General features: G+C 67.0%; 22 protein-coding genes. 5 read left to right on the top strand and 17 right to left on the bottom strand.

Features of this window, described 5'->3' with window-relative positions; genetic code table 11:
- Positions 1 to 6: 6 nt before the first annotated feature.
- From ASF43_RS31275 to ASF43_RS21595, 3 genes are read right to left on the bottom strand one after another with little or no spacing between them, the layout of a single operon-like run.
- Positions 7 to 1149, bottom strand: a complete 1143-nt coding sequence (locus tag ASF43_RS31275; RefSeq protein WP_056185447.1) for a glycosyltransferase family 4 protein — start codon at positions 1147 to 1149, stop codon at positions 7 to 9.
- The gene (locus ASF43_RS21600) at positions 1146 to 2342 is read right to left on the bottom strand and encodes a hypothetical protein (RefSeq protein ID WP_056185445.1); all 1197 of its coding nucleotides are present in this window, start codon (positions 2340 to 2342) and stop codon (positions 1146 to 1148) included. Before ASF43_RS21600 ends, ASF43_RS31275 begins: the two co-directional genes overlap by 4 nt.
- Entirely contained in the window at positions 2336 to 3493 is a 1158-nt protein-coding gene (locus ASF43_RS21595) for a glycosyltransferase family 4 protein (RefSeq protein ID WP_056185440.1), read from the bottom strand. The genes ASF43_RS21600 and ASF43_RS21595 overlap by 7 nt, the downstream gene beginning before the upstream one ends.
- A gap of 83 nt (positions 3494 to 3576) precedes the next feature.
- Between ASF43_RS21595 and ASF43_RS21590 the strand changes: the two genes are divergently transcribed.
- From ASF43_RS21590 to ASF43_RS21570, 5 genes are all read left to right on the top strand, one after another.
- Positions 3577 to 4542 carry an NAD-dependent epimerase/dehydratase family protein gene (locus tag ASF43_RS21590; RefSeq protein ID WP_235578326.1) on the top strand — a complete coding sequence of 322 codons (966 nt, stop codon included), beginning with the start codon at positions 3577 to 3579 and terminating at the stop codon, positions 4540 to 4542.
- Positions 4539 to 5099: a sugar transferase gene (locus ASF43_RS21585; RefSeq protein ID WP_056185434.1), complete on the top strand. Its 561-nt coding sequence runs from the start codon at positions 4539 to 4541 to the stop codon at positions 5097 to 5099. Before ASF43_RS21590 ends, ASF43_RS21585 begins: the two co-directional genes overlap by 4 nt.
- 61 nt (positions 5100 to 5160) lie before the next feature.
- Complete coding sequence (gene lysS / locus ASF43_RS21580; protein ID WP_056185433.1) at positions 5161 to 6690, top strand: lysine--tRNA ligase; 1530 nt, start codon at positions 5161 to 5163, stop codon at positions 6688 to 6690.
- Between the two features lie 4 nt (positions 6691 to 6694).
- Positions 6695 to 7279, top strand: coding sequence for a mechanosensitive ion channel family protein (locus ASF43_RS21575; protein ID WP_056185429.1), 585 nt, complete (start codon positions 6695 to 6697; stop codon positions 7277 to 7279).
- A 4-nt stretch (positions 7280 to 7283) separates the two neighbouring features.
- Positions 7284 to 8552 (top strand): Hsp70 family protein, encoded by a 1269-nt coding sequence (locus tag ASF43_RS21570; protein WP_056185426.1) that lies wholly within the window; start codon positions 7284 to 7286, stop codon positions 8550 to 8552.
- A 6-nt stretch (positions 8553 to 8558) separates the two neighbouring features.
- On the opposite strand, the gene nagZ is transcribed toward ASF43_RS21570, so the two are convergent.
- The 14 genes from nagZ to ASF43_RS30925 form a co-directional block, all read right to left on the bottom strand.
- Positions 8559 to 9641, bottom strand: a complete 1083-nt coding sequence (gene nagZ / locus ASF43_RS21565; protein ID WP_056185423.1) for a beta-N-acetylhexosaminidase — start codon at positions 9639 to 9641, stop codon at positions 8559 to 8561.
- 226 nt (positions 9642 to 9867) lie between these two features.
- Entirely contained in the window at positions 9868 to 10278 is a 411-nt protein-coding gene (acpS, locus tag ASF43_RS21560) for a holo-ACP synthase (protein WP_056185420.1), read from the bottom strand.
- Entirely contained in the window at positions 10278 to 11039 is a 762-nt protein-coding gene (locus ASF43_RS21555) for a pyridoxine 5'-phosphate synthase (RefSeq protein WP_056185418.1), read from the bottom strand. Before ASF43_RS21555 ends, acpS begins: the two co-directional genes overlap by 1 nt.
- Entirely contained in the window at positions 11036 to 11785 is a 750-nt protein-coding gene (gene recO, locus ASF43_RS21550) for a DNA repair protein RecO (RefSeq protein ID WP_056185415.1), read from the bottom strand. The genes ASF43_RS21555 and recO overlap by 4 nt, the downstream gene beginning before the upstream one ends.
- 7 nt (positions 11786 to 11792) lie before the next feature.
- Positions 11793 to 12782, bottom strand: coding sequence for a GTPase Era (era, locus tag ASF43_RS21545; RefSeq protein WP_082498054.1), 990 nt, complete (start codon positions 12780 to 12782; stop codon positions 11793 to 11795).
- Positions 12779 to 13462: a ribonuclease III gene (rnc, locus tag ASF43_RS21540; RefSeq protein WP_056185412.1), complete on the bottom strand. Its 684-nt coding sequence runs from the start codon at positions 13460 to 13462 to the stop codon at positions 12779 to 12781. Before rnc ends, era begins: the two co-directional genes overlap by 4 nt.
- 1 nt (position 13463) lies before the next feature.
- On the bottom strand, positions 13464 to 13814 hold the full coding sequence (locus tag ASF43_RS21535) for a DUF4845 domain-containing protein (RefSeq protein ID WP_056185765.1): 351 nt from the start codon (positions 13812 to 13814) through the stop codon (positions 13464 to 13466).
- 25 nt (positions 13815 to 13839) lie between these two features.
- Positions 13840 to 14805 (bottom strand): signal peptidase I, encoded by a 966-nt coding sequence (gene lepB, locus ASF43_RS21530; RefSeq protein ID WP_056185410.1) that lies wholly within the window; start codon positions 14803 to 14805, stop codon positions 13840 to 13842.
- On the bottom strand, positions 14805 to 16613 hold the full coding sequence (gene lepA, locus ASF43_RS21525) for a translation elongation factor 4 (protein WP_056185407.1): 1809 nt from the start codon (positions 16611 to 16613) through the stop codon (positions 14805 to 14807). The genes lepB and lepA overlap by 1 nt, the downstream gene beginning before the upstream one ends.
- Before the next feature lie 509 nt (positions 16614 to 17122).
- Positions 17123 to 18568 carry a DegQ family serine endoprotease gene (locus ASF43_RS21520; protein ID WP_235578325.1) on the bottom strand — a complete coding sequence of 482 codons (1446 nt, stop codon included), beginning with the start codon at positions 18566 to 18568 and terminating at the stop codon, positions 17123 to 17125.
- Positions 18569 to 18643: 75 nt separating this feature from the next.
- Entirely contained in the window at positions 18644 to 19675 is a 1032-nt protein-coding gene (locus tag ASF43_RS21515) for a MucB/RseB C-terminal domain-containing protein (RefSeq protein ID WP_082498053.1), read from the bottom strand.
- Between the two features lie 26 nt (positions 19676 to 19701).
- Positions 19702 to 20382: a sigma-E factor negative regulatory protein gene (locus ASF43_RS21510; protein ID WP_235578324.1), complete on the bottom strand. Its 681-nt coding sequence runs from the start codon at positions 20380 to 20382 to the stop codon at positions 19702 to 19704.
- Between the two features lie 22 nt (positions 20383 to 20404).
- A complete protein-coding gene (gene rpoE / locus ASF43_RS21505; RefSeq protein WP_056185401.1) occupies positions 20405 to 21028 on the bottom strand; it encodes an RNA polymerase sigma factor RpoE in 624 nt (207 codons plus the stop codon).
- A complete protein-coding gene (locus ASF43_RS30925; protein ID WP_156373456.1) occupies positions 21025 to 21213 on the bottom strand; it encodes a hypothetical protein in 189 nt (62 codons plus the stop codon). Before ASF43_RS30925 ends, rpoE begins: the two co-directional genes overlap by 4 nt.

The raw sequence follows: 21213 nt of genomic DNA, 5'->3' as shown, positions 1-21213 counted from the left end.
TCTGCATCAGGCACGTTGCCGGTCGGCATCCCGGCACCGCGCATAGAAGTTGAGGCTGGCCTGCACGCAGGCTGCCACGCCGAACCGATGGGGCGCATCGGTTTGGGCGGCCTGCGACATGCCGTGCCAACGGCCAGCGTCGCACAGCAGCGTCTCGATGGCGTCCGACGTGGCCCGCGCGTCGCCAGGCGCAACGTTGAGCCCGTCGACGCCGTGGCGCACGATCTCGGGCCCGCACGCGGCCGTCGATCCGATGGCAGGCGTGCCACACATGGCCGCCTCCAGCCAGCCATTGCCGCAGGATTCGTAGTGGCTAGGCATGGCAAACACGGCGCTCGCGCGCATGTACCGGGCCACTTCCCGCTGCGACCCGAACGGAACGAACGCCAGCCTGTGTCCGGCCCCTGGTGCCAAGGCACGCAGCTGGGCTTGGGTGTACTCGGCCTCGTAGCCCATCAGCACGAGGCGGAAATCCACGCCCCGCTGCATGGCCAGGTGCGCACCCTGCACCAGTGTGCGAATGCCCTTGCGCTCCCGGAAGGCGCCGCTGAAGAACACCTGGCGCTGCCGCGCCTCCGATGCGGGCGGTGGCGCGAATAACCGCGAATCCACAGGGTTGTGGACCACGCCTTCAACTTGCGGCACCCACGGGAAGTACGCCTTCCATTCCTCCAGGAAGGTGCGCGACACGCCGACCCAGAACGGAATCCGGTGCAAGGTCCGGCGTTCGAAATGTTCCCAGCTGGGCTGCGCGATCCAGTGAGTCTTGATCAGGCCATGCACGCGGTGGCTCAGAGTGGTGCCATGCAGCTTCACGATGTCGGTCGCCCCGGGCGTCGGCACATGGAACAGACCTTGAAAGTCTGGCCACTCGACCGCGTCGATCGCATGGCGCCGGCACAGGGCTGCCAAGCGCGCATGCAGGAACCGCCGCGCCAACAAGACGCGGCGAATGGCGGCACCCATCGGAAAGGCGAGGCGGTAGACGATCACGCCTTCGTCTTCTTCGACCGCCTCGTGCTCATATAAGCCCACCACGATCGCCACATGCCCGGCCGCAACCAGGCCCCTGGCTAGCGCGCGCACCGCCGGCCCGATGCCGCCACCTTGGGCGGGTGGATATTCATTGCAGATGAAGGCTATGTTCATGTTCGCGTGCCATGCCGGAGCAGGCCAGCAACCAAGCCGGCCAGCGCGGCATACGCGAGCACCTGCGCCGCGGACATTCTGACGGCGGCCGAATCGACCAGCGGCAATGCGACATATGCCAGCAGCAGGCTCGCGCACCACCACGCGTTGAGCAGGGGCGAACTCCAGCGGCGCCCCTTCGCGATCAGCGTCTGGCCCGCAAACGCGGCCAGCAGTGCCAGGGGCACGGAGGCCAGTGCAAGGCGCACCACGCTGTCGATCTCGGGAGTGGTCGCCTGCGCACTGAAAATGCGGAACACGAGGCCCGGCCACGCCATGCAGGGCAGCAGCACCAACGCGGCGCACCACAAGGTGACCGGGGCCGCCCGCGACCGGCGCCCGCCTGCGCGGGCCCGCAGATGCAGGGGCAGAACCAGGGACGCCGGCAGCATGAGCAAGTTGCGGACCTGATTGCCGATGCCGTACACGGCGGCGGCCGATGCGCCACCGAGCACGCCCACTACATAAACCGAAACGAACAGGGCGGGATTCACCATCGCATTGCCGAGCGCCAATGGCAAGACACGCCCGAACACCGCGCCCATGCGGGCTTGCCAGGCGGCTCGCAGATCGGCGCCGGACAGTCCGGCGGACAGCATAGCCCCGGCACCCAGCACCGCGCCCGCGATGGCGACCCCGGCCCACAGATGCGGGCCGCACACGAACGGCGCGGGCAGCGCGACGGCCGCCATGCCCACCGCCACGAGGCGCCGCAGCCGCGCAGCATCGCCCTCGACCAACAACCATGCCGAGACCAGCAGGTAGACCGCGCCGCCCGTGGCATAGAGCCACACGCTGGCCAGCGCCCCCGGGCCGAGCACCACCCAGGCCGCCGGCAGCGCCCCGCTGGCAAGCAGCAGGTGCACGAGGCCGAACGCCAGTGCGGTGGCCATCGTGGCGAGCTTCACGGCCTCCAGGAAATGGCGGCGCCGCGGCGCGTCTGGCGCACTGCCGTCGGCGATCAGGTGCTGCGCCAGCGCCATGCCCACGGGCCCTTGGACCGCCAGCGCCAGCGTCTGCGCGATGAACCACTCGCCCATGCGTTCCAGCGAGTGACCCTGGCCGATCATCACCGTGAGTGCCAAGGCGCTCAGCCGCTGCAGCACGCTGCTGGCCATGTGCATCGCCGAGGCCGACTGGACAGCCGTCAGCATGCCCGCGTCGCGTCGGCAGCCCGGCGGCCGGTTGCCAGCATTTGGGCATACAGGTCCAGCGTCTCGCCCACGATGCGCGTACGAGCAAACCGCGCCAGCACGCGCGTGCGCGCCTCGGCACCCAGGCTGGCGCGCAGCGATGGGCTCTGCACCAGCGTCTGGATGGCCTCGGCCAGGGAATGCGCGTCGCGCGGCGGCACCAGCAAGCCCGTGCGGTCGCGTTCCACCGCTTCGCGGCAGCCCGTCACGTCTGTGGCCACCACAGGCAGGCCGCAGGCCATGGCCTCCAGCAGGAACTTGGGCAGGCCCTCCCGGTACGACGGCAGGCATGCAATGTGGCATTGGCTCAGCACCTGCTCCATCCGATCGCGATGCCCGCACCACCTCACCACACCCTCGCGCTGCCAGGCCTGCAACTGCGTAGTCGTCAACGACGAGGGGTTCGCCGGGTCGGGCGCGCCGACCAGCCAGCAGCACACATCGATGCCACGCGCTCGCAGCAACCCGGCAGCTTCCACGAACTCCACGACGCCCTTGTCACGCAGCATGCGCGCCGCGAGCACGACGATGGGCGTGCCAGCGGGCGGTGCCACCGGGGCGAAGACTTCGGTATCGACGCCGGCACCGCGAATCAGCACCGCGTCCGGCTGGCCCACGCTGCCAGAACGGACGCTGGCAGCCAGGTCTTCTTCGTTCTCGAACACCACCTTGCTACCCGGCGGGTTCAGCAGCGCCTGCAGCGCGCGCCGCACCAGCGCACGCAGCAAGCGGCCACGGCTTCCCTGCGCGGTGAACACATAGCCCATGCCAACCGGCGCATTGACAACGGCACGTGACCCGAGCCAGCGGGCCACTAGGCTGCCGTACAGGATAGGCTTCAACGCGATGTGGTGCACCAGGTCGGGCCGCTCTGCCCGGTAGACGCGCCAAACCTGGCGCAACACCCCGAGTTCGCGCAGTGGGTTCGTGCCGCCGCGTTCCATGTGCAGCTGGATCAATCGAAATCCCGCGTTGCGCAGCAGGCCCTCATGCTCGCGCAAGCGCGTCAACACCACGACCTCGTAGCCAGCCTGCTGAGCGGCCTTGGCGCGGTCCAGAAAATGCGAGCAGAAGAACCAGTCCTCGGAGATGAAATACAGCAGTTTGGGCATCGGGGCGGTCACGGCGCCGCACGCACCATCGCGCCGACAAACCAGTGCTCTACCATTGTGCGCGCTGTGCGCCGCACCCCTTCATGCCAGACCATTCCACGATGCGCTATTTCGTCACCGGTGGCCACGGCTTCGTGGGGCAGGCCGCGGTGCGGGCACTGGCTGCGCGCCATCAACCCATGCACCTGGCGCTGCGCCGGCCCTGGGGTCGGCCATTGCCAGCCCACACACGCGAGGTGGCGTGGGCGCTGAACGCGCAGGCCAATGTCTCGGCCGCACTGCGCGGCTGCGACGCCGTGCTCCACCTGGCGGCACGTGTGCATGTCATGCAAGATGACTCCGCATCGCCGCTGGCAGCGTTCCGCGCGGCCAACACGGCCGGCGCCCTGCAGTTGGCTCGGCAGGCCGCCGCCTCCGGTGTGCAGCGCTTCGTGTTTGTGAGCACGATCAAGGTCCATGGTGAGGCCAGCGCGCCGGGCCAAGCCTTCACCGCGGACATCTCGCCACAGCCGGTAGACCACTATGCTACCAGCAAGGCCGAGGCTGAGCAAGGCTTGCGCGAAGTCGCCGAGACCACCGGCATGCAGGTCGTCATCATCCGCCCCCCCCTGGTCTACGGCCCCGGCGTCAAAGCCAACTTCGCCGCCCTGATGCGCGCCGTCGCGCGCGGCTGGCCGTTGCCGCTGGGAAGCATCCACAACCGCCGCAGCCTGGTCGGCATCGACAACCTGGTCGACCTGCTGCTGCTGTGCCTGGAGCATCCGGCCGCGGCGAACCAGACCTTTCTGGTCAGCGATGGCGAAGACCTCTCCACGCCAGACCTGCTGCGCCGCATGGGCCGCGCCATGGGCAAGCCGGCGCGGCTATGGCCCTTGCCTGTGCCGCTGCTGGAGGCCAGCGCGGCGCTGCTGGGCCGCCGCGCTGCCGCCGAACGCCTGTGCGGCAACCTGCAGGTCGACATCACCAAAACCCGCACGCTGCTGGGCTGGCAGCCCCCGGTCAGCGTGGACGAAGGCCTGCGCCGCGCCGCGCAGGGCATGGCGCCATGAAGCGCCTGCTTGACCTCACACTGGCGCTGGCATTGCTGGCGCTGCTGGCCATGCCGCTGCTGGCCGTCGCCACGCTGGTGCGCCTGACCTCGCCCGGCCCGGCGCTTTACTGGTCCGACCGCGTCGGCCGGCACAACAGGATCTTCCGCATGCCCAAGTTCCGCAGCATGCGCACCGACACGCCGGCCGTGGCCACGCATCTGCTGGACCAACCGGCGCAGTACCTGACGCCCATCGGCAGCTTCCTGCGCCGCAGCAGCCTGGACGAGTTGCCGCAGCTGTGGAGCATCCTCAAGGGCGACATGAGCTTCGTCGGCCCGCGCCCGGCCCTGTTCAACCAGGACGACCTGATCGCGCTGCGCACGCAGCATGGTGTGGACGCGCTGCTGCCCGGCCTGACCGGCTGGGCCCAGGTCAACGGCCGCGACGAGCTGCCGATCCCGGCCAAGGTGGCGCTGGACCATTGGTACCTGCAGCACCGCAGCCTGGCGCTGGACCTGCGCATCCTGTGGCGCACGGCGCACAAGGTGCTGGCGCGCGAGGGCGTCGCGCACTGAGCCTTCTAAAATGCGCGGTTCGCCGCAGGCAGCCCGCCCGCGCGCCCATTGCCATTGCTTCATGTCCGAACCCACCCCTTCGCCCGCTCCCCTCGACGACAACCAGCTGATCGCCGAGCGGCGCGAGAAGCTCAAGGCCCTGCGCGAGCAGCAGCGCCAGGGCCAGGGCGTCGCCTTCCCGAACGACTTCAAGCCCCAGGACAAGGCCGCTGCGCTGCATTCCGCGCATGAGGGCGTGGCCAACGAGGAACTGGAAACCCGGGCCGTGCGCGCCGTCGTGGCCGGCCGCATGATGCTCAAGCGCGTGATGGGCAAGGCCTGCTTCGCCACGCTGCAGGATGCCAGCGGCCGCATCCAGCTCTACATCACGCAGGACGCCGTGGGCCCCGAGGTGCTGGCCTCATTCAAGCACTGGGACCTGGGCGACATCGTCGGCTGCGAGGGCACCCTGTTCCGCACCAAGACCGGCGAGCTGTCGGTCAAGGCCACCAGCGTGCGCCTGCTCACCAAGTCGCTGCGGCCGCTGCCCGACAAGTTCCACGGCATGACCGACCAGGAGCAGAAGTACCGCCAGCGCTATGTGGACCTGATCACCGACGCCGAGGCGCGCCAGCGCTTCATGGCGCGCAGCCAGGGCGTGTCGGCGATTCGCGGCTTCATGGTCGAGCACGGCTTCCTGGAGGTCGAGACGCCGATGCTGCACCCCATCCCCGGCGGCGCCAACGCCAAGCCGTTCAAGACGCACCACAACGCGCTGGACCAGGAGATGTTCCTGCGCATCGCGCCCGAGCTGTACTTGAAGCGCCTGGTGGTCGGCGGCTTCGACCGCGTGTTCGAGATCAACCGCAACTTCCGCAACGAAGGCATCTCGGTCCGGCACAACCCCGAGTTCACGATGATGGAGTTCTACGCGGCCTACTGGAACTACCGCGACCTGATGGACTTCACCGAGGCGCTGGTGCGCCACGCCGCGCAGACCGTGGCCGGCGGCCAGCAGCTGACGTATGGCGGCAAGCCCGTGGACCTCACGCAGCCCTTCGCGCGCCTCACGATCCGCGAGGCCATCCTGGCCCACACCGAGGCCGGCGACCATGTGGACGACACGGGCTGGCTGATCGCCGCGCTGCGCAAGCTGGGCCTGTCGGAAGAAAAGAACCGTTTGTCCACGCGCAGCCTGGCCAGCCTGCAGGTGCTGTACTTCGAGGAGACCGTCGAAGAGAAGCTCTGGCAGCCCACGTTCATCATGGAGCACCCGACCGAGATCTCGCCGCTGGCGCGCGCCAACGACGAGCGGCCCGAAGTGACCGAGCGCTTCGAGCTCTACATCACCGGCCGCGAGTTCGGCAACGGCTTTTCCGAACTCAACGACGCGGAGGAACAGGCCGCCCGCTTCCAGGCCCAGGTGGCGGCCAAGGACAGCGGGGACGACGAGGCGATGTACTACGACCACGACTTCGTGCGCGCACTCGAGTACGGCATGCCGCCCACGGGTGGCTGCGGCATCGGCGTCGACCGCCTGATGATGCTGTTGACCGACGCGCCCAGCATCCGCGACGTGATCCTGTTCCCCGCGCTGCGTCGAGAGATCTGAACGCGTGACGCTACGCGCCTACCTGCCCGCCTGGACGCACGAGTGGATCGAGATCCTCGTGCCCGGCCTGCAGATCCTGGGCATCGTGCTCGTCGCCTGGCTGCTGCTGCAGCTGGTGCGCCGCGTGCTGGGGCGCACGGCCGAGCGCTACCAGCTGCCCATGGACCTGGTGCGCCCGGTGCGCAACGGCCTGCGCTGGATCATCTACGGCGCGGCGCTGCTGCTGGTGATGGAGCGCCTGGGCGTCTCGGCGACCGTGCTGTGGACCGGCTTCACGGGCTTCGTGACGGTGGCCGCCGTGGCCTTCTTCGCGGGCTGGAGCGTGCTGTCCAACCTGTTCTGCGCGGTGCTGATCTTCAGCACGCGGCCGTTCTGGCTGCACGATGTCGTGGAGCTGATCGACTCGGGCGACAAGCCCGGCCTGAAGGGCCGGGTGGTCGACATCCGGCTGGTCTACACCACCCTGGAAGACGTGACGCCCGAGCACCAGGGCGCGCTGCTGCAGGTGCCCAACAGCCTGTTCTTCCAGAAGGCACTGCGCCGCTGGCGCGCGCCGGAAGCGTCAGCCCCGTCGATCCTGGGGCTCTGACGCCGTGGGCCAGACCGCGCCGGCGCTCGGCATCGATTTCGGCACCTCCAATTCCGCGGCGGCCTGGGTCGCGGCCGATGGCCTGGCACGGGCGCTGCCGCTGGAAGGCGACGCCACGACACTGCCGACCGCCGTGTTCTTCAATACCGAAGACCACAGCACGCACTTCGGCCGCGAAGCCATGGCGCTGTACCTGGCCGGCGTCGAGGGCCGGCTCATGCGCTCGCTCAAGAGCGTGCTGGGCAGCACGCTGATGCAGGAGACCACGGCCATCGGCGACCAGCTCGTGCGCTTCCAGGACGTCGTGGCGATCTTCCTGGACGAGGTGGCCCGGCGCGCGCAAGCGCTGCTGGGCGCGCGACCGCGCCGTGTGGTGCTGGGCCGGCCCGTGCACTTCGTCGACGACGACGCGGCGCGCGACCGACTGGCCGAAGACAGCCTGCGTGCAGCCGCGTCCACGGCCGGCTTCACCGAGATCGCGTTCCAGTTCGAGCCCATCGCCGCAGCTTTCGACTACGAACGCCGCATCGCGAGAGAGTCGCTGGTACTGGTGGCCGACATCGGCGGCGGCACGTCGGACTTCACGGTCGTGCGGCTCGCCCCCGGGCACGACGTGGGCGCCGACCGCACGCGCGACGTGCTTGCCACGCGTGGCGTGCACATCGGCGGCACGGACTTCGACCAGCGCCTGAACCTGGCCCGCGTGATGACGGCGCTGGGCCTGCGCCACCGGGGGCCCGACGGCCGCGAGGTGCCGAGCAAGGTGTTCTTCGAGCTGTCGTCCTGGCACCTGATCCATTGGCTGTCATCGCCCAAGGCCCAACGCGACGCGCGCGGCCTGCGCGTGAACTACAGCGACACGCAACTGCACGACCGGCTCATGCGCGTGCTGGCCGAGGGCCAGGGCCACCACATCGCCCAGGTCGTGGAGCAGGGCAAGATCGATGTGTCGGTGCGCAACGCAGACAGCGTCCTCGATCTGTCGTTCGTCGATCCCGCCATGCAGATCCCGCTGACGCCTGCGCAACTGGCGCAGGAGCTGGCCGATGCGCTGCAGCGTGTGTTGGACTGCGCGCGCGATTGCGTCAGCGCTGCGGGCCTGGCACCGGCGCAACTGGACGCCATCTACCTGACGGGCGGATCGTCCGCGCTGCGCACCTTCCAGCAGGTGGTGCGGGACGGCTTTCCTGGCGTTCCGCTGGTCGAGGGCGATCTGTTCGGCGGCGTGGCCGCGGGGCTGGCCTATGCGGCGCAGGCGCGCTTCGGCGGCTGATTCAGTTCAGGGCAGCTTCCACAGCGCCTGCATGTAGGCGGGCGCGGTCATCAGCGCATCCCATTCCAATGCCGGCGTGGCAGGCAGCAGGGCCTGCCGGCGCGCCTCGGATGCCTCGCGGGGCTGCCAGCGGCCCTCGATCTGCGCTTGTGCCAAGCCATCGACGAGCTCATCGAGTGCAGCGCCGCCGTCCAGCGACTGGTTGCACAGCAGCGCCAGGTCACAGCCGGCCTGCAACGCGGCGAGCGCAGCCTCGGCGTAGCCCACGGCCTGGCCGTCGATCACGCGCGCACCGGCCATGCTCAGGTCGTCGCTGAAGATCGCACCGTCGAAGCCCAGCTGCCCGCGCAGGATCTCCTGCAGCCAGCGTTGCGAGAAGCCGGCCGGCCGGCTGTCGACCTTGGGGTAGACCACGTGGGCCGGCATCACGGCCGTCAGCACCGTGTCGAGCCAGCGGTAGGGTTGGGCGTCGTCGGCCAGGATGGCCTTGAGGCTGCGGCGGTCGACCGGCATGTCGGTGTGCGAGTCGGCGCGTACGAAGCCGTGGCCGGGGAAGTGCTTGCCGCAGTTCCCCATGCCGGCCTGCAGCAGGCCCTGCATCAGGCAGCGTGCCAGCACCGTCACCACGCGCGGGTCGCGCGCGAAGGCGCGATCGCCGATCACGCCGCTCTCGCCATGGTCCAGGTCCAGCACGGGTGTGAAGCTGAAGTCCACGCCGCAGGCGCGCAGTTCGGCGCCCAGCACATAGCCGCAGGCCGTGGCCGCGCCCATGGCCTGCATGGCGGCCTCGCCCGGGGTCTTGCTCTGGCCCTGCAGCCACATCCGGCCCAGTGCACGCATGGTCGGCAGGTGCGTGAAGCCGTCCGTCCTGAAGCGCTGCACGCGGCCGCCCTCGTGGTCCACGCAGATCAAGAGGTCGGGACGCAGCTTCTTCACGGCGCGGCACAGCGCCGTGAGCTGGGCACGGTCCTGCCAGTTGCGGGCGAACAGGATCAGGCCACCGACCAGTGGGTGGCGCAGGCGGTGGCGGTCGTCGGCAGTCAATTCCAGGCCGGCGATGTCGATGATCAGGGGGGCGTGCTGGTGCATGGGGTCAGAACCTAGATCCGGCAGTTGGATGCGCTCGAGGGTGCCGTGATCGGCGTGCCAGGCAAAGCGTGAGGACGCAGCGCACTACTGTGCGCAAGGACGAGCAACGCCGCATGGCGCGTCGAGCGCGGTGCCATCGGGTGCATAGCGCGCTCACCGGGAAGGCGAGCGCATTCGGAAGAGAAATGGCCAATAGGCATGCGGGTCTTCGAATCAAACGAAGCGGTCAACTGCCGGATCTAGGTTCAAGGGTTTCGACGATCACGAAGCTGGCGGCGTAGTCGGTCTCGTCGGTCACGGTCACGTGCGCGCGCAGGCCCTTGGCTTCGAACCAGGCTTTCAGTTCGCCGTGCAGCACGATGACGGGCTGGCCGCTCGCCAGGTTGGCGATCTCGCAGGCGCGCCAGGTCATGGGCATGCGCATGCCCATGCCGATGGCCTTGCTGAAGGCCTCCTTGGCCGAGAAGCGCGTGGCCAGAAAACGCAGCCCGCGGTCGGGCCAGCGCTCGCCGCGGCGGCGGTAGACCGCCAGCTCGGCGTCCGACAGCACTTTCTCGGCAAAGCGCTCGCCATGGCGTTCGACGCTGGTGCGGATGCGCCGCACGTCGCAGATGTCTGTGCCGATCCCGTAGACCATCAGCGCCCAGCCGCGTCGGCAATGCAGGCCAGGTAGGCCTTGACGGTGGCCTCGTAGCCCAGCTCGAGCGCGTCGGCGACCAGGGCGTGGCCGATGGAGACCTCCTGCACGTCGGGGCAGGCCGCGAGGAAGGCGGTGAGGTTGTCGCGGTTCAGGTCGTGGCCCGCGTTCACGCCCAGGCCGGCCGCGGCCCCGGCGCGGGAGGCCTGCGCGAAGGCCTGCAGCACGCTGGCACCCTGGGGCCGACCGAACGCGGCGGCGTAGGGCTCGGTGTAGAGCTCCACGCGGTCAGCCCCGAGGTCGCGGGCGGCGGCCATGGCGGACGCATCCGGGTCCATGAACAGGCTCACGCGCACGCCCAGCGCCCGGGCTTCGGCGATCAGCGGGCGCAGGCGCTCGCCGTCCTGCGCCAGGTTCCAGCCGTGGTCGCTCGTGAACTGTTCTTCGCTGTCGGGCACGAAGGTGCACTGCGTGGGCCGCACCTGGCGTACGAAGTCCATCAGGTTCTGGAACGGGTTGCCTTCGATGTTGTATTCACGCTCGGGCCAGGCCTGCATCAGCGCCGCCAGCGCGTGCACGTCGTCGGTGCGAATGTGGCGTGCGTCCGGCCGGGGGTGCACGGTGATGCCATGGGCGCCGGCGGCCAGGCACAGCTCGGCGGCGCGCAGCACGCTGGGGATGCCCAGGTGGCGCGTGTTGCGCACCAGCGCGACCTTGTTGACGTTGACGGACAGCGCCGTGCGCGAAGGGGGAGTGTTCATAGGGCTTGCAGGTCCATCATGAGCTGCCGGGTGTGCAGCATGGCACCGCCGCAATGGTAGTGCAGCAGGCTGCGCAGCTGGGGCTTGAGCGCCGCCGCGTCGTGGGCGCAGGCCTGCAGCGTGGCGTGGAAAGGCGCGCTGTCCTGCAGGGCCTCCTGCAGCGCACCCCACTGGCGGCCCAGCAGCCAGGCGCGGTCGTCATCGTGGCTTTCGCGCAGGCCGCCCTCTGGCACCAGCGTGTACGGTGTGGCGTCGTCCAGCGGGGCCAGCGTCTGGGTCTGCAGGTCCAGCACCGGCAGCACGCCGGTCTCGCGCAGCAGCAGCAGCTCGAAGCTGCGCAACGCGGCCTGCAGCACCTCGCCGTGCTCGGAGGCCAGCAGTTCCACGGCCTGGCCATAGGCGTCGAACAGCTCGGGATGCGCGTCGTCGCGCGCCAGCAGGCGCAGCAACAGCTCGTTCAGGTAGTACCCCGACAGCAGCGCATCGCCGGTCGGCATCACATGGCCGCCGCCCCACTCCGCGCCCTTGAGCGTGCGGATCTCGGCGTCGCCGCCGAAGCTCACGCGCAGCGCCTGCAACGGCAGCAGCACGGGGCGGAAATTGGAGCTGGGCCGCTTGGCGCCCTTGGCCACCAACGCCACGCGGCCGTAGCGGCGCGTGAACACGTCCAGGATCAGGCTGGACTCGCTCCAGTCGTAGCGGTGCAGCACATAGGCCGGCTCGTCGAGCGTGCGCCTGGTCGCCACGACGGCTTTATTCGTAGCCGAACGAGCGCACGCGCGCTTCGTCGTCGGCCCAGCCCGAGCGCACCTTGACCCACAGCTCGATGAACACCTTGGCGTCCATGAGCCGCTCCAGGTCGACCCGCGTCTCAGTGCCGATGCGCTTGATGCGCTCGCCCTTGTCGCCGATCACCATGGCCTTGTGCCCATCGCGCTCGACGACGATGGTGGCGGCGATGCGCACCAGGCGCTTGTTGGCGCCGCGGCCGGGCTCCTCGCTGTACTGGTCGATGATGACCGTGGATGTGTAAGGCAGCTCGTCGCCAGTCAGGCGGAACAGCTTCTCGCGCACGGTTTCGCTGACGAGAAATTTCTCGCTGCGGTCGGTCAGCTCGTCCTCGGCATAGAACCAGGGCTGCTCGGGCAGGTACTTCTCGCAGATGGCGAACAGGCGCTCGATGTCCTTGGCATTCTTGGCCGACATGGGCACGAACTCGGCGAAGGCGTGGCGCTCCTGCATGGACTTGAGCCATGGCGCGATCTCGGCGCGGCGGTGGATGTTGTCCAGCTTGTTGGCCAGCAGCACGACGGGAATGCCAGGCTTGAGCAAGGACAGCACCTTGGCATCGGCCAGCGTGAAGCTGCCGGCCTCGACCACGAACAGCACCAGGTCCACATCGCCGACCGCGCCCAGCACGGTCTTGTTCAGCGAGCGGTTCAGTGCGTTGTCGTGCCGGGTCTGGAAGCCCGGCGTGTCCACGAACACGAACTGCGTCTGCTCGCGCGTGCGCATGCCGGTGATGCGGTGGCGCGTGGTCTGCGCCTTGCGCGAGGTGATGCTGATCTTCTGGCCCACGAGCGCGTTGAGCAGCGTGGACTTGCCCACGTTGGGCTTGCCGACGATGGCGATCAAGCCACAGCGCTGGCCGGCCGCATCTTCCGATGCCTCGGGCGCCTCGGGCAGTTCAGGGGCGTCAGAGGTCGGATCCTGTTGGTCCGGCGGGGTCGTGTCGTGGTTCATGCGTTGTTCGCTTTCAGTTTGGCCAGCATGGCGGCAGCCGCCGCCTGCTCGCCGGCGCGGCGGGAGCCGCCGATGCCGCGCTCGACCAGGCTCAGCTCCTCGATCGCGCATTCCACATCGAAGGTCTGGCGGTGCGCCGCGCCCAGCGTGCTGACCACGCGGTAGGCGGGCAGCTTCATCTTGCGGCCCTGCAGCCATTCCTGCAACTCGGTCTTGGCGTCCTTGCCGATGGCCTGCATCTGCGGATTGATGGCCACCGACGCGAACAGCCGGTGCACCAGCGCCTCGCCGGCCGCGAAGCCACCGTCCAGGTAGACCGCGCCGATCAGCGCCTCCAGCGCGTCGGCCAGGATGGAGGGACGCTTGTGGCCACCGGACTTGGCCTCGCCCTCGCCCAGGCGCAGCACGGTGGGCACGCCCAGCGTCAACGCGATCTGGTGCAGCGTCTCCTGCTTGACCAGGTTGGCGCGCACCCGTGAGAGGTCGCCCTCGGCCTGGTCCGCCAAGCGCTTGTAAAGCAAGCTGGAGACCGACAGGTTCAGGACGGAGTCGCCCAGAAACTCCAGCCGCTCGTTGTGGTCGGCCGAAAAGCTGCGGTGGGTGACGGCGCGCAGCAGCAGCCGCTCGTCTGCAAAACGGTGTTGCAGGCGTTGCTGCAGAGCCGTCAGTTCATGGTTCACGCTACTTGGACTTGCCGACGTACTTCAGCAGCAGATACGCCGGCGGGAACAGTTCGATTTCCTTGTTGTAGGCGAACGAGACGACGACCTTGTCGCCCTCCTTGCCCACGGTCAGGTCCGAGCCCTTGATCGAGCTGATGTCGTCGATGGCCGCCGCCCGGTCGAATATGGCGCGCACCTCGGCCACCGTGGTGCCGGCCGTGGACTTGTCGACCGCCTTGCGGATGGCCTGGTACTCGATCACGGTGGGGGCGACCTTGGCACCGACCACGAAGCCGAAGACCAGCACCGCGCCGACGATGACCACACCGAAGAAGGACAGGCCGCGCTGCGCGGACCTGTGGTGATGCATGCCCAATCCCGTGCGTCCTGCCATGTCAGTTGAAGGCGCCGATGCGCTTGAAGTTGCCGAAATTCATCCAGATGAAGAAGGCCTTGCCGACGATGTTGGCGTCCGGCACAAAGCCCCAGTAGCGCGAGTCCAGCGAGTTGTCGCGGTTGTCGCCCATCATGAAGTACTGGCCCTCGGGCACCTTGCAGGTCACGCCCTCCACACTGTATCGGCAGTTCTGCTTGAAGGCGAAGTCCTCCACACCCGGAATGAACGCGGGCCGGTCGTCGTCGATCAGCAGCCGATGGGTCTTGTCGCCCAGCTTTTCTTCGTACTGCTTGAAGTAGCGCATGGCGTCCTGGTCGAAGAACTCGGGCACTGAGCTGATCGGCACGGGCTGACCATTCACAGTCAAGCGCTTGTTCAGATAGGCCACCTCGTCGCCGGGCACGCCGACCACACGCTTGATGTAGTCCAGGCTGGGCTTGGGCGGATAGCGGAACACCATCACGTCGCCATGCTGCGGCTTGTTGCCTTCGGTCACTTTCACGTTGATGACCGGTAGGCGCACGCCATAGTGGAATTTGTTGACCAGGATCAGGTCGCCGACCAGCAAGGTCGGGATCATCGAGCCCGACGGGATCTTGAACGGCTCGAACAGGAACGAGCGCAGCAGGAACACGATCAGGATCACGGGGAACAGGCCCGCCGTCCAGTCCAGCCACCAGGGCTGCATCAGCAGGCGGCTCTTGGTCTCGACCAGGTCGTTGTCGACCTGCGTGATGCCCTTGCTGGCCAGATCGGTGCGCCGCTGCGCGGTATGCTGCTCCAGCATGGCGACAGCCTTGCGCCGGCGCGGCAGGAAGTACAAGCGCTCGGCCAGCCAGTACAGGCCGGTCACGAGCGTGGCCATGAAGAGCAGCAAGGCGAAGTTGCCTTCCAGTCGACCCAGGTACCAGGAGCCCGCGTAAGCCACGAAGGCCGCGAGGATCGCCGCGGTGAGAACTGCCATCAGTCCTCCACCTGCAAAATGGCCAGGAAGGCCTCTTGAGGAACTTCCACCGAGCCAATTTGCTTCATGCGTTTCTTGCCAGCCTTTTGTTTTTCGAGGAGCTTGCGCTTACGCGAAATATCGCCGCCGTAGCACTTGGCAAGCACGTTTTTGCGCAGCGCTTTGATTGTCTCACGCGCGATGATGTTGGCCCCGATGGCCGCCTGGATCGCCACGTCGTACATCTGGCGCGAAATGATTTCGCGCATCTTGGCCACGACGGCGCGGCCTCGATACTGCGACTGCGAGCGGTGCACGATGATGGACAGCGCATCGACCTTCTCGCCGTTGAGCAGGATGTCGACCTTCACGACGTCGGAGGCGCGGTACTCCTTGAATTCGTAGTCCATGGACGCATAACCGCGACTCACCGATTTGAGCTTGTCGAAGAAGTCCAGCACGATCTCGCCGAGCGGCATCTCGTAGGTCAGCACCACCTGGCGGCCCTTGTAGGCCATGTTCATCTGCACGCCGCGCTTCTGGTTGGCCAGGGTCATGACCACGCCCACGTACTCCTGAGGCATGTACAGGTGCACCGTCACAATGGGCTCGCGGATCTCGGCCATCCTGCCCACGTCGGGCATCTTGGACGGGTTCTCCACCATCACGACTTCGCTGTCGTTCTTGACGACTTGGTAGACCACGCTGGGTGCCGTTGTGATCAGGTCCTGGTCGAACTCGCGCTCCAGCCGCTCCTGCACGATCTCCATGTGCAGCAGGCCGAGGAAGCCGCAACGGAAGCCGAAGCCCAGCGCCTGGCTGACTTCGGGCTCGTAATGCAGCGAGGCGTCATTGAGCTTGAGCTTCTCGAGCGCGTCGCGCAGCGAGTCGTACTCGCTGGCTTCGGTCGGGTACAGCCCGGCGAAAACCTGCGGCTGGATCTCCTTGAAGCCCGGCAAGGCCTCTGTGGCAGGGCCCAGGTTGTTGGGCAGCTTCTTCTCCAGCGTCACGGTGTCGCCGACCTTGGCGGCCTGCAACTCCTTGATGCCCGCGATGATGTAGCCCACCTCACCCGCCTCGAGCGACGTGCGGGGCTCGTTGGCTGGCGTGAAGACGCCGAGGTTGTCGGCGTTGTAGACGGCACCCGAAGCCATCATCTTGAAGCGTTCGCCCTTGCCCAGGCGACCGTCGACGACGCGTACCAGCATGACCACGCCGACGTAGGAATCGAACCAACTGTCGATGATCATCGCGCGCAGCGGCGCATCGGGGTTGCCCTTCGGTGCGGGCACGAGGGCGACGACGGCTTCGAGGATCTCATCGATGCCGACACCGGTCTTCGCGGAGCATGGAATGGCATCGGTCGCATCGATGCCGATCACGTCCTCGATCTCGGAGCGCGCGTTGTCCAGATCCGCATTCGGCAGATCGATCTTGTTGAGCACGGGCAGCACTTCCACGCCGAGGTCCAGTGCCGTGTAGCAGTTCGCCACGGTCTGCGCTTCGACGCCCTGCGATGCATCGACCACTAGCAGTGCGCCCTCGCACGCCGACAGCGAACGACTGACCTCGTACGAGAAGTCGACATGGCCCGGTGTGTCGATCAGGTTGAGGTTGTAGACCTGGCCATCGCGGGCCTGGTAGCGCAATGCTGCGGTCTGCGCCTTGATAGTTATCCCACGCTCTTTTTCGATGTCCATCGAGTCGAGCACCTGGGCCTCCATCTCGCGTTCGGCGAGGCCTCCGCAACGCTGGATCAAGCGGTCTGCAAGCGTCGATTTGCCGTGGTCAATGTGCGCGATGATCGAAAAGTTTCTGATGTGCTGCATCAACGAGAAGCTTTAAGTAATTGAATTAGAAAGACGCGCAAAAAGAAAAAGGGCGCGTCGATACCGACGCGCCCAGAACCAACAATCTTTTGGCAACTGCGATAGTTGGAACTTCATTGTAGGCAAAAAGGCCTACCTGCATAGCCGAGAAAGCCGGACAGAACGGTCGTTGCAAGGTCACAACAAGAAACTTATATACAGTTTATCCACAAGTTGCGGGGACAAATGGCTGAACAACTTGTGGGCGCCCTGTGGATCGTCGCCGTAAGTGGGGATGTCATCCCGTATCGTGGTTCGGCATGAGTCCGATATACCAAGCCACACAGAATCAGGAGCGGGATTCTATCCAAACCGCTTGAAGCAGGCCGCTGAGCTAGTGCCCACTCACGTCCACTGCATAACCGCCATCCCGGAAAAATCGACGCTTCGAAGTGGCATTTGCGCCACCGATGGGCCGGCAAAAGCCCCAAATCCGACTGCGGGCTGGGGCTTTTTGCGTACAAGAACGCTCAGCGGGTGGGACGAATCAGTGCGTACTGCGCCCACTCGCCGCGGCGGAACAGCACATTGACGGGCTTGCTGCGGTCCACCTTGCCGACCACGGCTTCGAAGTCCTTCATGCCACCGATCTCCGTGTTGGCAACGGCCACGATCACGTCGCCCTCCCGCAGACCGGCCTGGGCCGCGCCCTCGGTTGCGGCGTCGACCTTCACGCCCCCTTTGATTTTGAGTTCCTTTTTCTGCGCATCGCTGAGCTCGCTGACTACGAGGCCCAGCACCTGGCCCGCAGCCGAGGCGCGGGGCTTCTCTTCCTTGGGCGCTGCCGCCACGGGCTTGTCGGGCTCGATCTCGGCGATCAGCACGCTCAGTTCGCGCGTGCTGCCGCGCCGGAACACGGTCACAGCGCTCTTGGTGCCCGGCTTGGTGTTGCCCACGAGACGCGGCAGATCCCCGAAACGCTCGATGACCTTGCCGTCGAAGCGCGTGATGATGTCCCCCGCTTCGATGCCCGCCTTCTCGGCCGGCGAGCCTGTCTCTACACCACGCACCAGCGCACCCTGCTGCTTGCCCAGGCCGATGGATTCGGCCACGTCCTTGGTGACCTGCTCAATCTGCACGCCAATGCGCCCGCGCGACACGCGGCCGGAAACGCGCAGCTGCTCGCCAACGCGCGTGGCCTCGTCGATCGGGATGGCAAAGGAGATGCCCATGAACCCACCCGAGCGCGAGTAGATCTGGCTGTTGATGCCCACGACCTCACCGCGCATGTTGATCAGCGGACCGCCGGAATTGCCGGGGTTGATCGCGACGTCGGTCTGGATGAAGGGCAGGTAGTCGCCCGTATCGCGCTGCTTGGCGCTGACGATACCGGCCGTGACGGTGTTCTCCAGGCCGAACGGCGACCCGATGGCCATGACCCATTCGCCGACGCGCAGGCGGCCCACGTCGCCCAGCTTCACGGCCGGCAGACCCGTCGCTTCGATCTTCACCACGGCCACATCGGTACGCTTGTCGGCGCCGATCAGCTTGGCCTTGAACTCGCGCTTGTCGGTCAAGGTAACAAGAACCTCCTCCGCGCCTTCGACGACATGGGCGTTGGTCATGATCAGGCCGTCGGCCGTCAGGATGAAGCCGGAACCCACGCCACGCGGTTGCTGCGCACCGCCACCGTCCGGGGCTTGCGGCCGCGGGCCCTGGCGCGGGCCATTGGGCAATGGGATGCCGAACCGGCGGAAGAACTCCAACATCTCCTCCTCGGAGCCGCTGCCTCCCCCAGGGCCAGGGCGCGCCGCGACGCGTTCCAGGGTCCGGATATTGACCACGGAGGGGCCGACTTGGTCGACCAGATCCGTGAAGTCGGGCAGCGTGCGCCCTTGCGCCTGCGCGTCGCCGACCGGCATCAAGGCCGTGGCGCCTGTCAGCGCGAAAGCCCAGGCCAGGGCCCAAACGCGCATCCTTCGTACTGCGAGCACATGCATCTTCAACCTCTTTCCATCAAACAATTTCAGGATGCTACGGGAGCGGCGGCTTCATTTCTTGCGCTCTAGCGCACGCACGAACGCCTGCAGCGTGGACGGCGGCACCTCGCCGACGGCCGTCAGCCACCAGCTTTCGGTCCGCTGGGTCAGAGACTGCGTCGCGCCGACGGCCACGGTCCCTTCCTTGACATGCCGCTGCATGTCGTAGGGCTCCAGGAACAGCGACACAGAAGCCAGGCCATCTGAGAACACCCACTGCACCGTGCCCTGCTGCATGGCACCGGCCGTGGTGGGGCGCTTGATGCAGCTCAGGAACTTGAAGCCCACGACCGGAATGCGCAAGGACCAGCCTTCAGCGCCAGGGTCGGTCTGCACGGTTTCCACCACTTCCTTGCGATAACCCGCGGTCTTGGCCATCAGCTGCGACAGCTTGTCCACGCGCACCGGCGCATCGAGCTGCAATTCGGAGAACGCCGCCTGCTCCAGCACGCGGCCGTCATGGTCCAGAGTCTGCAGCTTGATGACCAGACCGGTCTTCTTCTCGCTCCAGATGCGGTAGCCATAGCGCAGCTTGTCCCTGGGCTTGAGCAGCACGATGTCAGCCTCGAAGCCGGCCACGCGGTCGCTGCCAATCTGGCGCGCTGTGTAGAAATCCGGGATGGAGGAGTCCGAGCCTTGTAGCAGGTTCGGGAACATGCCCAGGGAGTCACGCTTCTCGATGCGCGCGACCTTGCTGTCCTGCAGGAAGGTCACAACATGCTCGTTGCGTCGAAAGGTCGAACGTGGAGGGCCGGTCAACGAGTCGACACGCTCGATCTGCTGATCGCCTTCGCACGCATGCCAGATGCGTGCGCTGGCCAGCATGGCTTCGGACGACACCACGAAGGTACCGACGTAGTTGCGCGTGCGCGAGGCCTCGTGCATGCGCATCAACCATTCGGAGATGCTGCGCCGCTCAGCAGCCAGCGGCGCCGCAGGCGCATCGCTCACGGCGCTCGTCACGGGCTGGCTCCAGCCGGCGCTCGCGTACAAGGTCAGGACGGCACCGAGCAGTGCGGATCGAATAGGGAGACTGCTGTGCATCAGACAAGTGGCGCCGTGGGGACCGATCAACGCTCCGGCGTCGAGAATGTAGCGCTGCGCAGAAAGCCTGCAGGCATCTGCAAGGCCGTGCCACCGCCGGCCTGCTTGTGCGCTGTCAGCAATTCATCAAGCCGCGGATCGCGGATCATGACCTGGGATCCGCCATCCGGCAGCTCGATGCGCTGCTCGATCGTCTGGGGGGCAGCCTGGGCGACGGTCGATACAACGCTCTGCTGCGCAGGCGCAGGTCCAGCAGCCACCTGAGGGTTTGCGGCATCGGGCCCCGCGCCGCCGACCACGGTCCAGGCCATGGCAACGACGGCCGCGAACGAGGCGCATCCGGCCACCATCTTCCACCGAAAGCTCGCATCGTTGGCTGGCTCGGAAGCGGCGACCGTATCTACCACCGCAGCCACGGGCTCGGCCTGCACCATGGGCCGCAGTGGCACGAGAGGCGCTTCGGCCTGCAGGCGCGATTGCACGCGGGACAGGAAGCCGGACGCCCCTGGCCGCACGGCCTGTTCGCCACCGCGCAGCACGTCGCCGATCAGGTGGTAAGCGTGCCACGTTCCCTGCATGTCTTCGTCCACGGCAGGCACAGCCATCAGCTGGGAGACTTCGTCGCCGCCGAGTTCTCCATCGGCCAAGGCCGACAGCCGTTCACGGAATTCCTGAAGCTTGTCCTCGTTCATCGTCTTCACCTGCATCTTTCACCTCCGCCCGCACCGGTCACCAACGTTTGCCCGACTGGTTTTCCAGCAAGGGCTTCACTCTCGCCGAGATCGCTTCACGTGCCCGGAAGATGCGCGAGCGCACCGTCCCGATCGGGCAGTTCATGACTTCGGAAATTTCTTCATAGCTGAGGCCTTCGATCTCGCGCAGGGTCACGGCCTGCCGCAGATCTTCTGGCAAGGCCTCCATGGCCGCATTCACGACCGCCGAAATCTGCTTGGCCGCCAGCACGGTGTCCGGCGTCTCATGGCTGATTGGTTCGGTTTCGTTGCGGTAAGTTTCATCGTCGTTGTCGGAACCGCGCAGGGTGCTCTCGACGACCGTGGGGTCGCGCTTGAAGTCCATCAGCGTCTTCTTGGCCGTGTTGACGGCGATCCGGTACAACCAAGTGTAAAACTGGGCGTCGCCGCGGAACTTTGGCAGGGCCCTGTAGGCACGGATGAAAGTTTCCTGCGCGATGTCCTCGACCAAGTCCACGTCGCGCACCATGCGCGCGATCAGCCGTTGGATGCGCCGCTCGTACTTGAGCACCAGCAGTTCGAACGCGCGCTGGTCGCCTGCGACCGTACGCTCGACCAGCAGCAGATCGCTGTCGGCCGACGAAGTCGGTTCCGCGCTCACGGTGGCAGGGCCGTGCCGCGCTCGGGCGCGGCAGCGGAGGCAGTTGCGTAAAGGGCGCGTCGCAGATCTGCCCACCGGGCGGGCAGCATCGTGCGCTCCAGAACGCACCAGGCGCCACGACGCCGCCGGCCGGTCATCTCCAGCAGCAGCCCGCGCTGCACATCCAATCGCACGTGGATGCTCAC

The sequence above is a fragment of the Pseudorhodoferax sp. Leaf267 genome (assembly GCF_001422405.1).
In the GTDB taxonomy this organism is placed as follows: domain Bacteria; phylum Pseudomonadota; class Gammaproteobacteria; order Burkholderiales; family Burkholderiaceae_C; genus Pseudorhodoferax.
Note: the sequence above shows the minus strand (reverse complement) of the source record. Positions and strands in the feature narration are given on the sequence as shown.

What these genes read in the sequence shown, in the direction of transcription:
- ASF43_RS31275 (WP_056185447.1), bottom strand. Translation starts at nt 1,149, where the DNA reads ATGAACATAGCCTTCATCTGCAATGAATATCCACCCGCCCAAGGTGGC.
- ASF43_RS21600 (WP_056185445.1), bottom strand. Translation starts at nt 2,342, where the DNA reads ATGCTGACGGCTGTCCAGTCGGCCTCGGCGATGCACATGGCCAGCAGC.
- ASF43_RS21595 (WP_056185440.1), bottom strand. Translation starts at nt 3,493, where the DNA reads ATGCCCAAACTGCTGTATTTCATCTCCGAGGACTGGTTCTTCTGCTCG.
- ASF43_RS21590 (WP_235578326.1), top strand. Translation starts at nt 3,577, where the DNA reads ATGCCAGACCATTCCACGATGCGCTATTTCGTCACCGGTGGCCACGGC.
- ASF43_RS21585 (WP_056185434.1), top strand. Translation starts at nt 4,539, where the DNA reads ATGAAGCGCCTGCTTGACCTCACACTGGCGCTGGCATTGCTGGCGCTG.
- lysS (WP_056185433.1), top strand. Translation starts at nt 5,161, where the DNA reads ATGTCCGAACCCACCCCTTCGCCCGCTCCCCTCGACGACAACCAGCTG.
- nagZ (WP_056185423.1), bottom strand. Translation starts at nt 9,641, where the DNA reads ATGCACCAGCACGCCCCCCTGATCATCGACATCGCCGGCCTGGAATTG.
- acpS (WP_056185420.1), bottom strand. Translation starts at nt 10,278, where the DNA reads ATGGTCTACGGGATCGGCACAGACATCTGCGACGTGCGGCGCATCCGC.
- ASF43_RS21555 (WP_056185418.1), bottom strand. Translation starts at nt 11,039, where the DNA reads ATGAACACTCCCCCTTCGCGCACGGCGCTGTCCGTCAACGTCAACAAG.
- era (WP_082498054.1), bottom strand. Translation starts at nt 12,782, where the DNA reads ATGAACCACGACACGACCCCGCCGGACCAACAGGATCCGACCTCTGAC.
- ASF43_RS21535 (WP_056185765.1), bottom strand. Translation starts at nt 13,814, where the DNA reads ATGCATCACCACAGGTCCGCGCAGCGCGGCCTGTCCTTCTTCGGTGTG.
- lepB (WP_056185410.1), bottom strand. Translation starts at nt 14,805, where the DNA reads ATGGCAGTTCTCACCGCGGCGATCCTCGCGGCCTTCGTGGCTTACGCG.
- lepA (WP_056185407.1), bottom strand. Translation starts at nt 16,613, where the DNA reads ATGCAGCACATCAGAAACTTTTCGATCATCGCGCACATTGACCACGGC.
- ASF43_RS21520 (WP_235578325.1), bottom strand. Translation starts at nt 18,568, where the DNA reads ATGCGCGTTTGGGCCCTGGCCTGGGCTTTCGCGCTGACAGGCGCCACG.
- ASF43_RS21515 (WP_082498053.1), bottom strand. Translation starts at nt 19,675, where the DNA reads ATGCACAGCAGTCTCCCTATTCGATCCGCACTGCTCGGTGCCGTCCTG.
- ASF43_RS21510 (WP_235578324.1), bottom strand. Translation starts at nt 20,382, where the DNA reads ATGCAGGTGAAGACGATGAACGAGGACAAGCTTCAGGAATTCCGTGAA.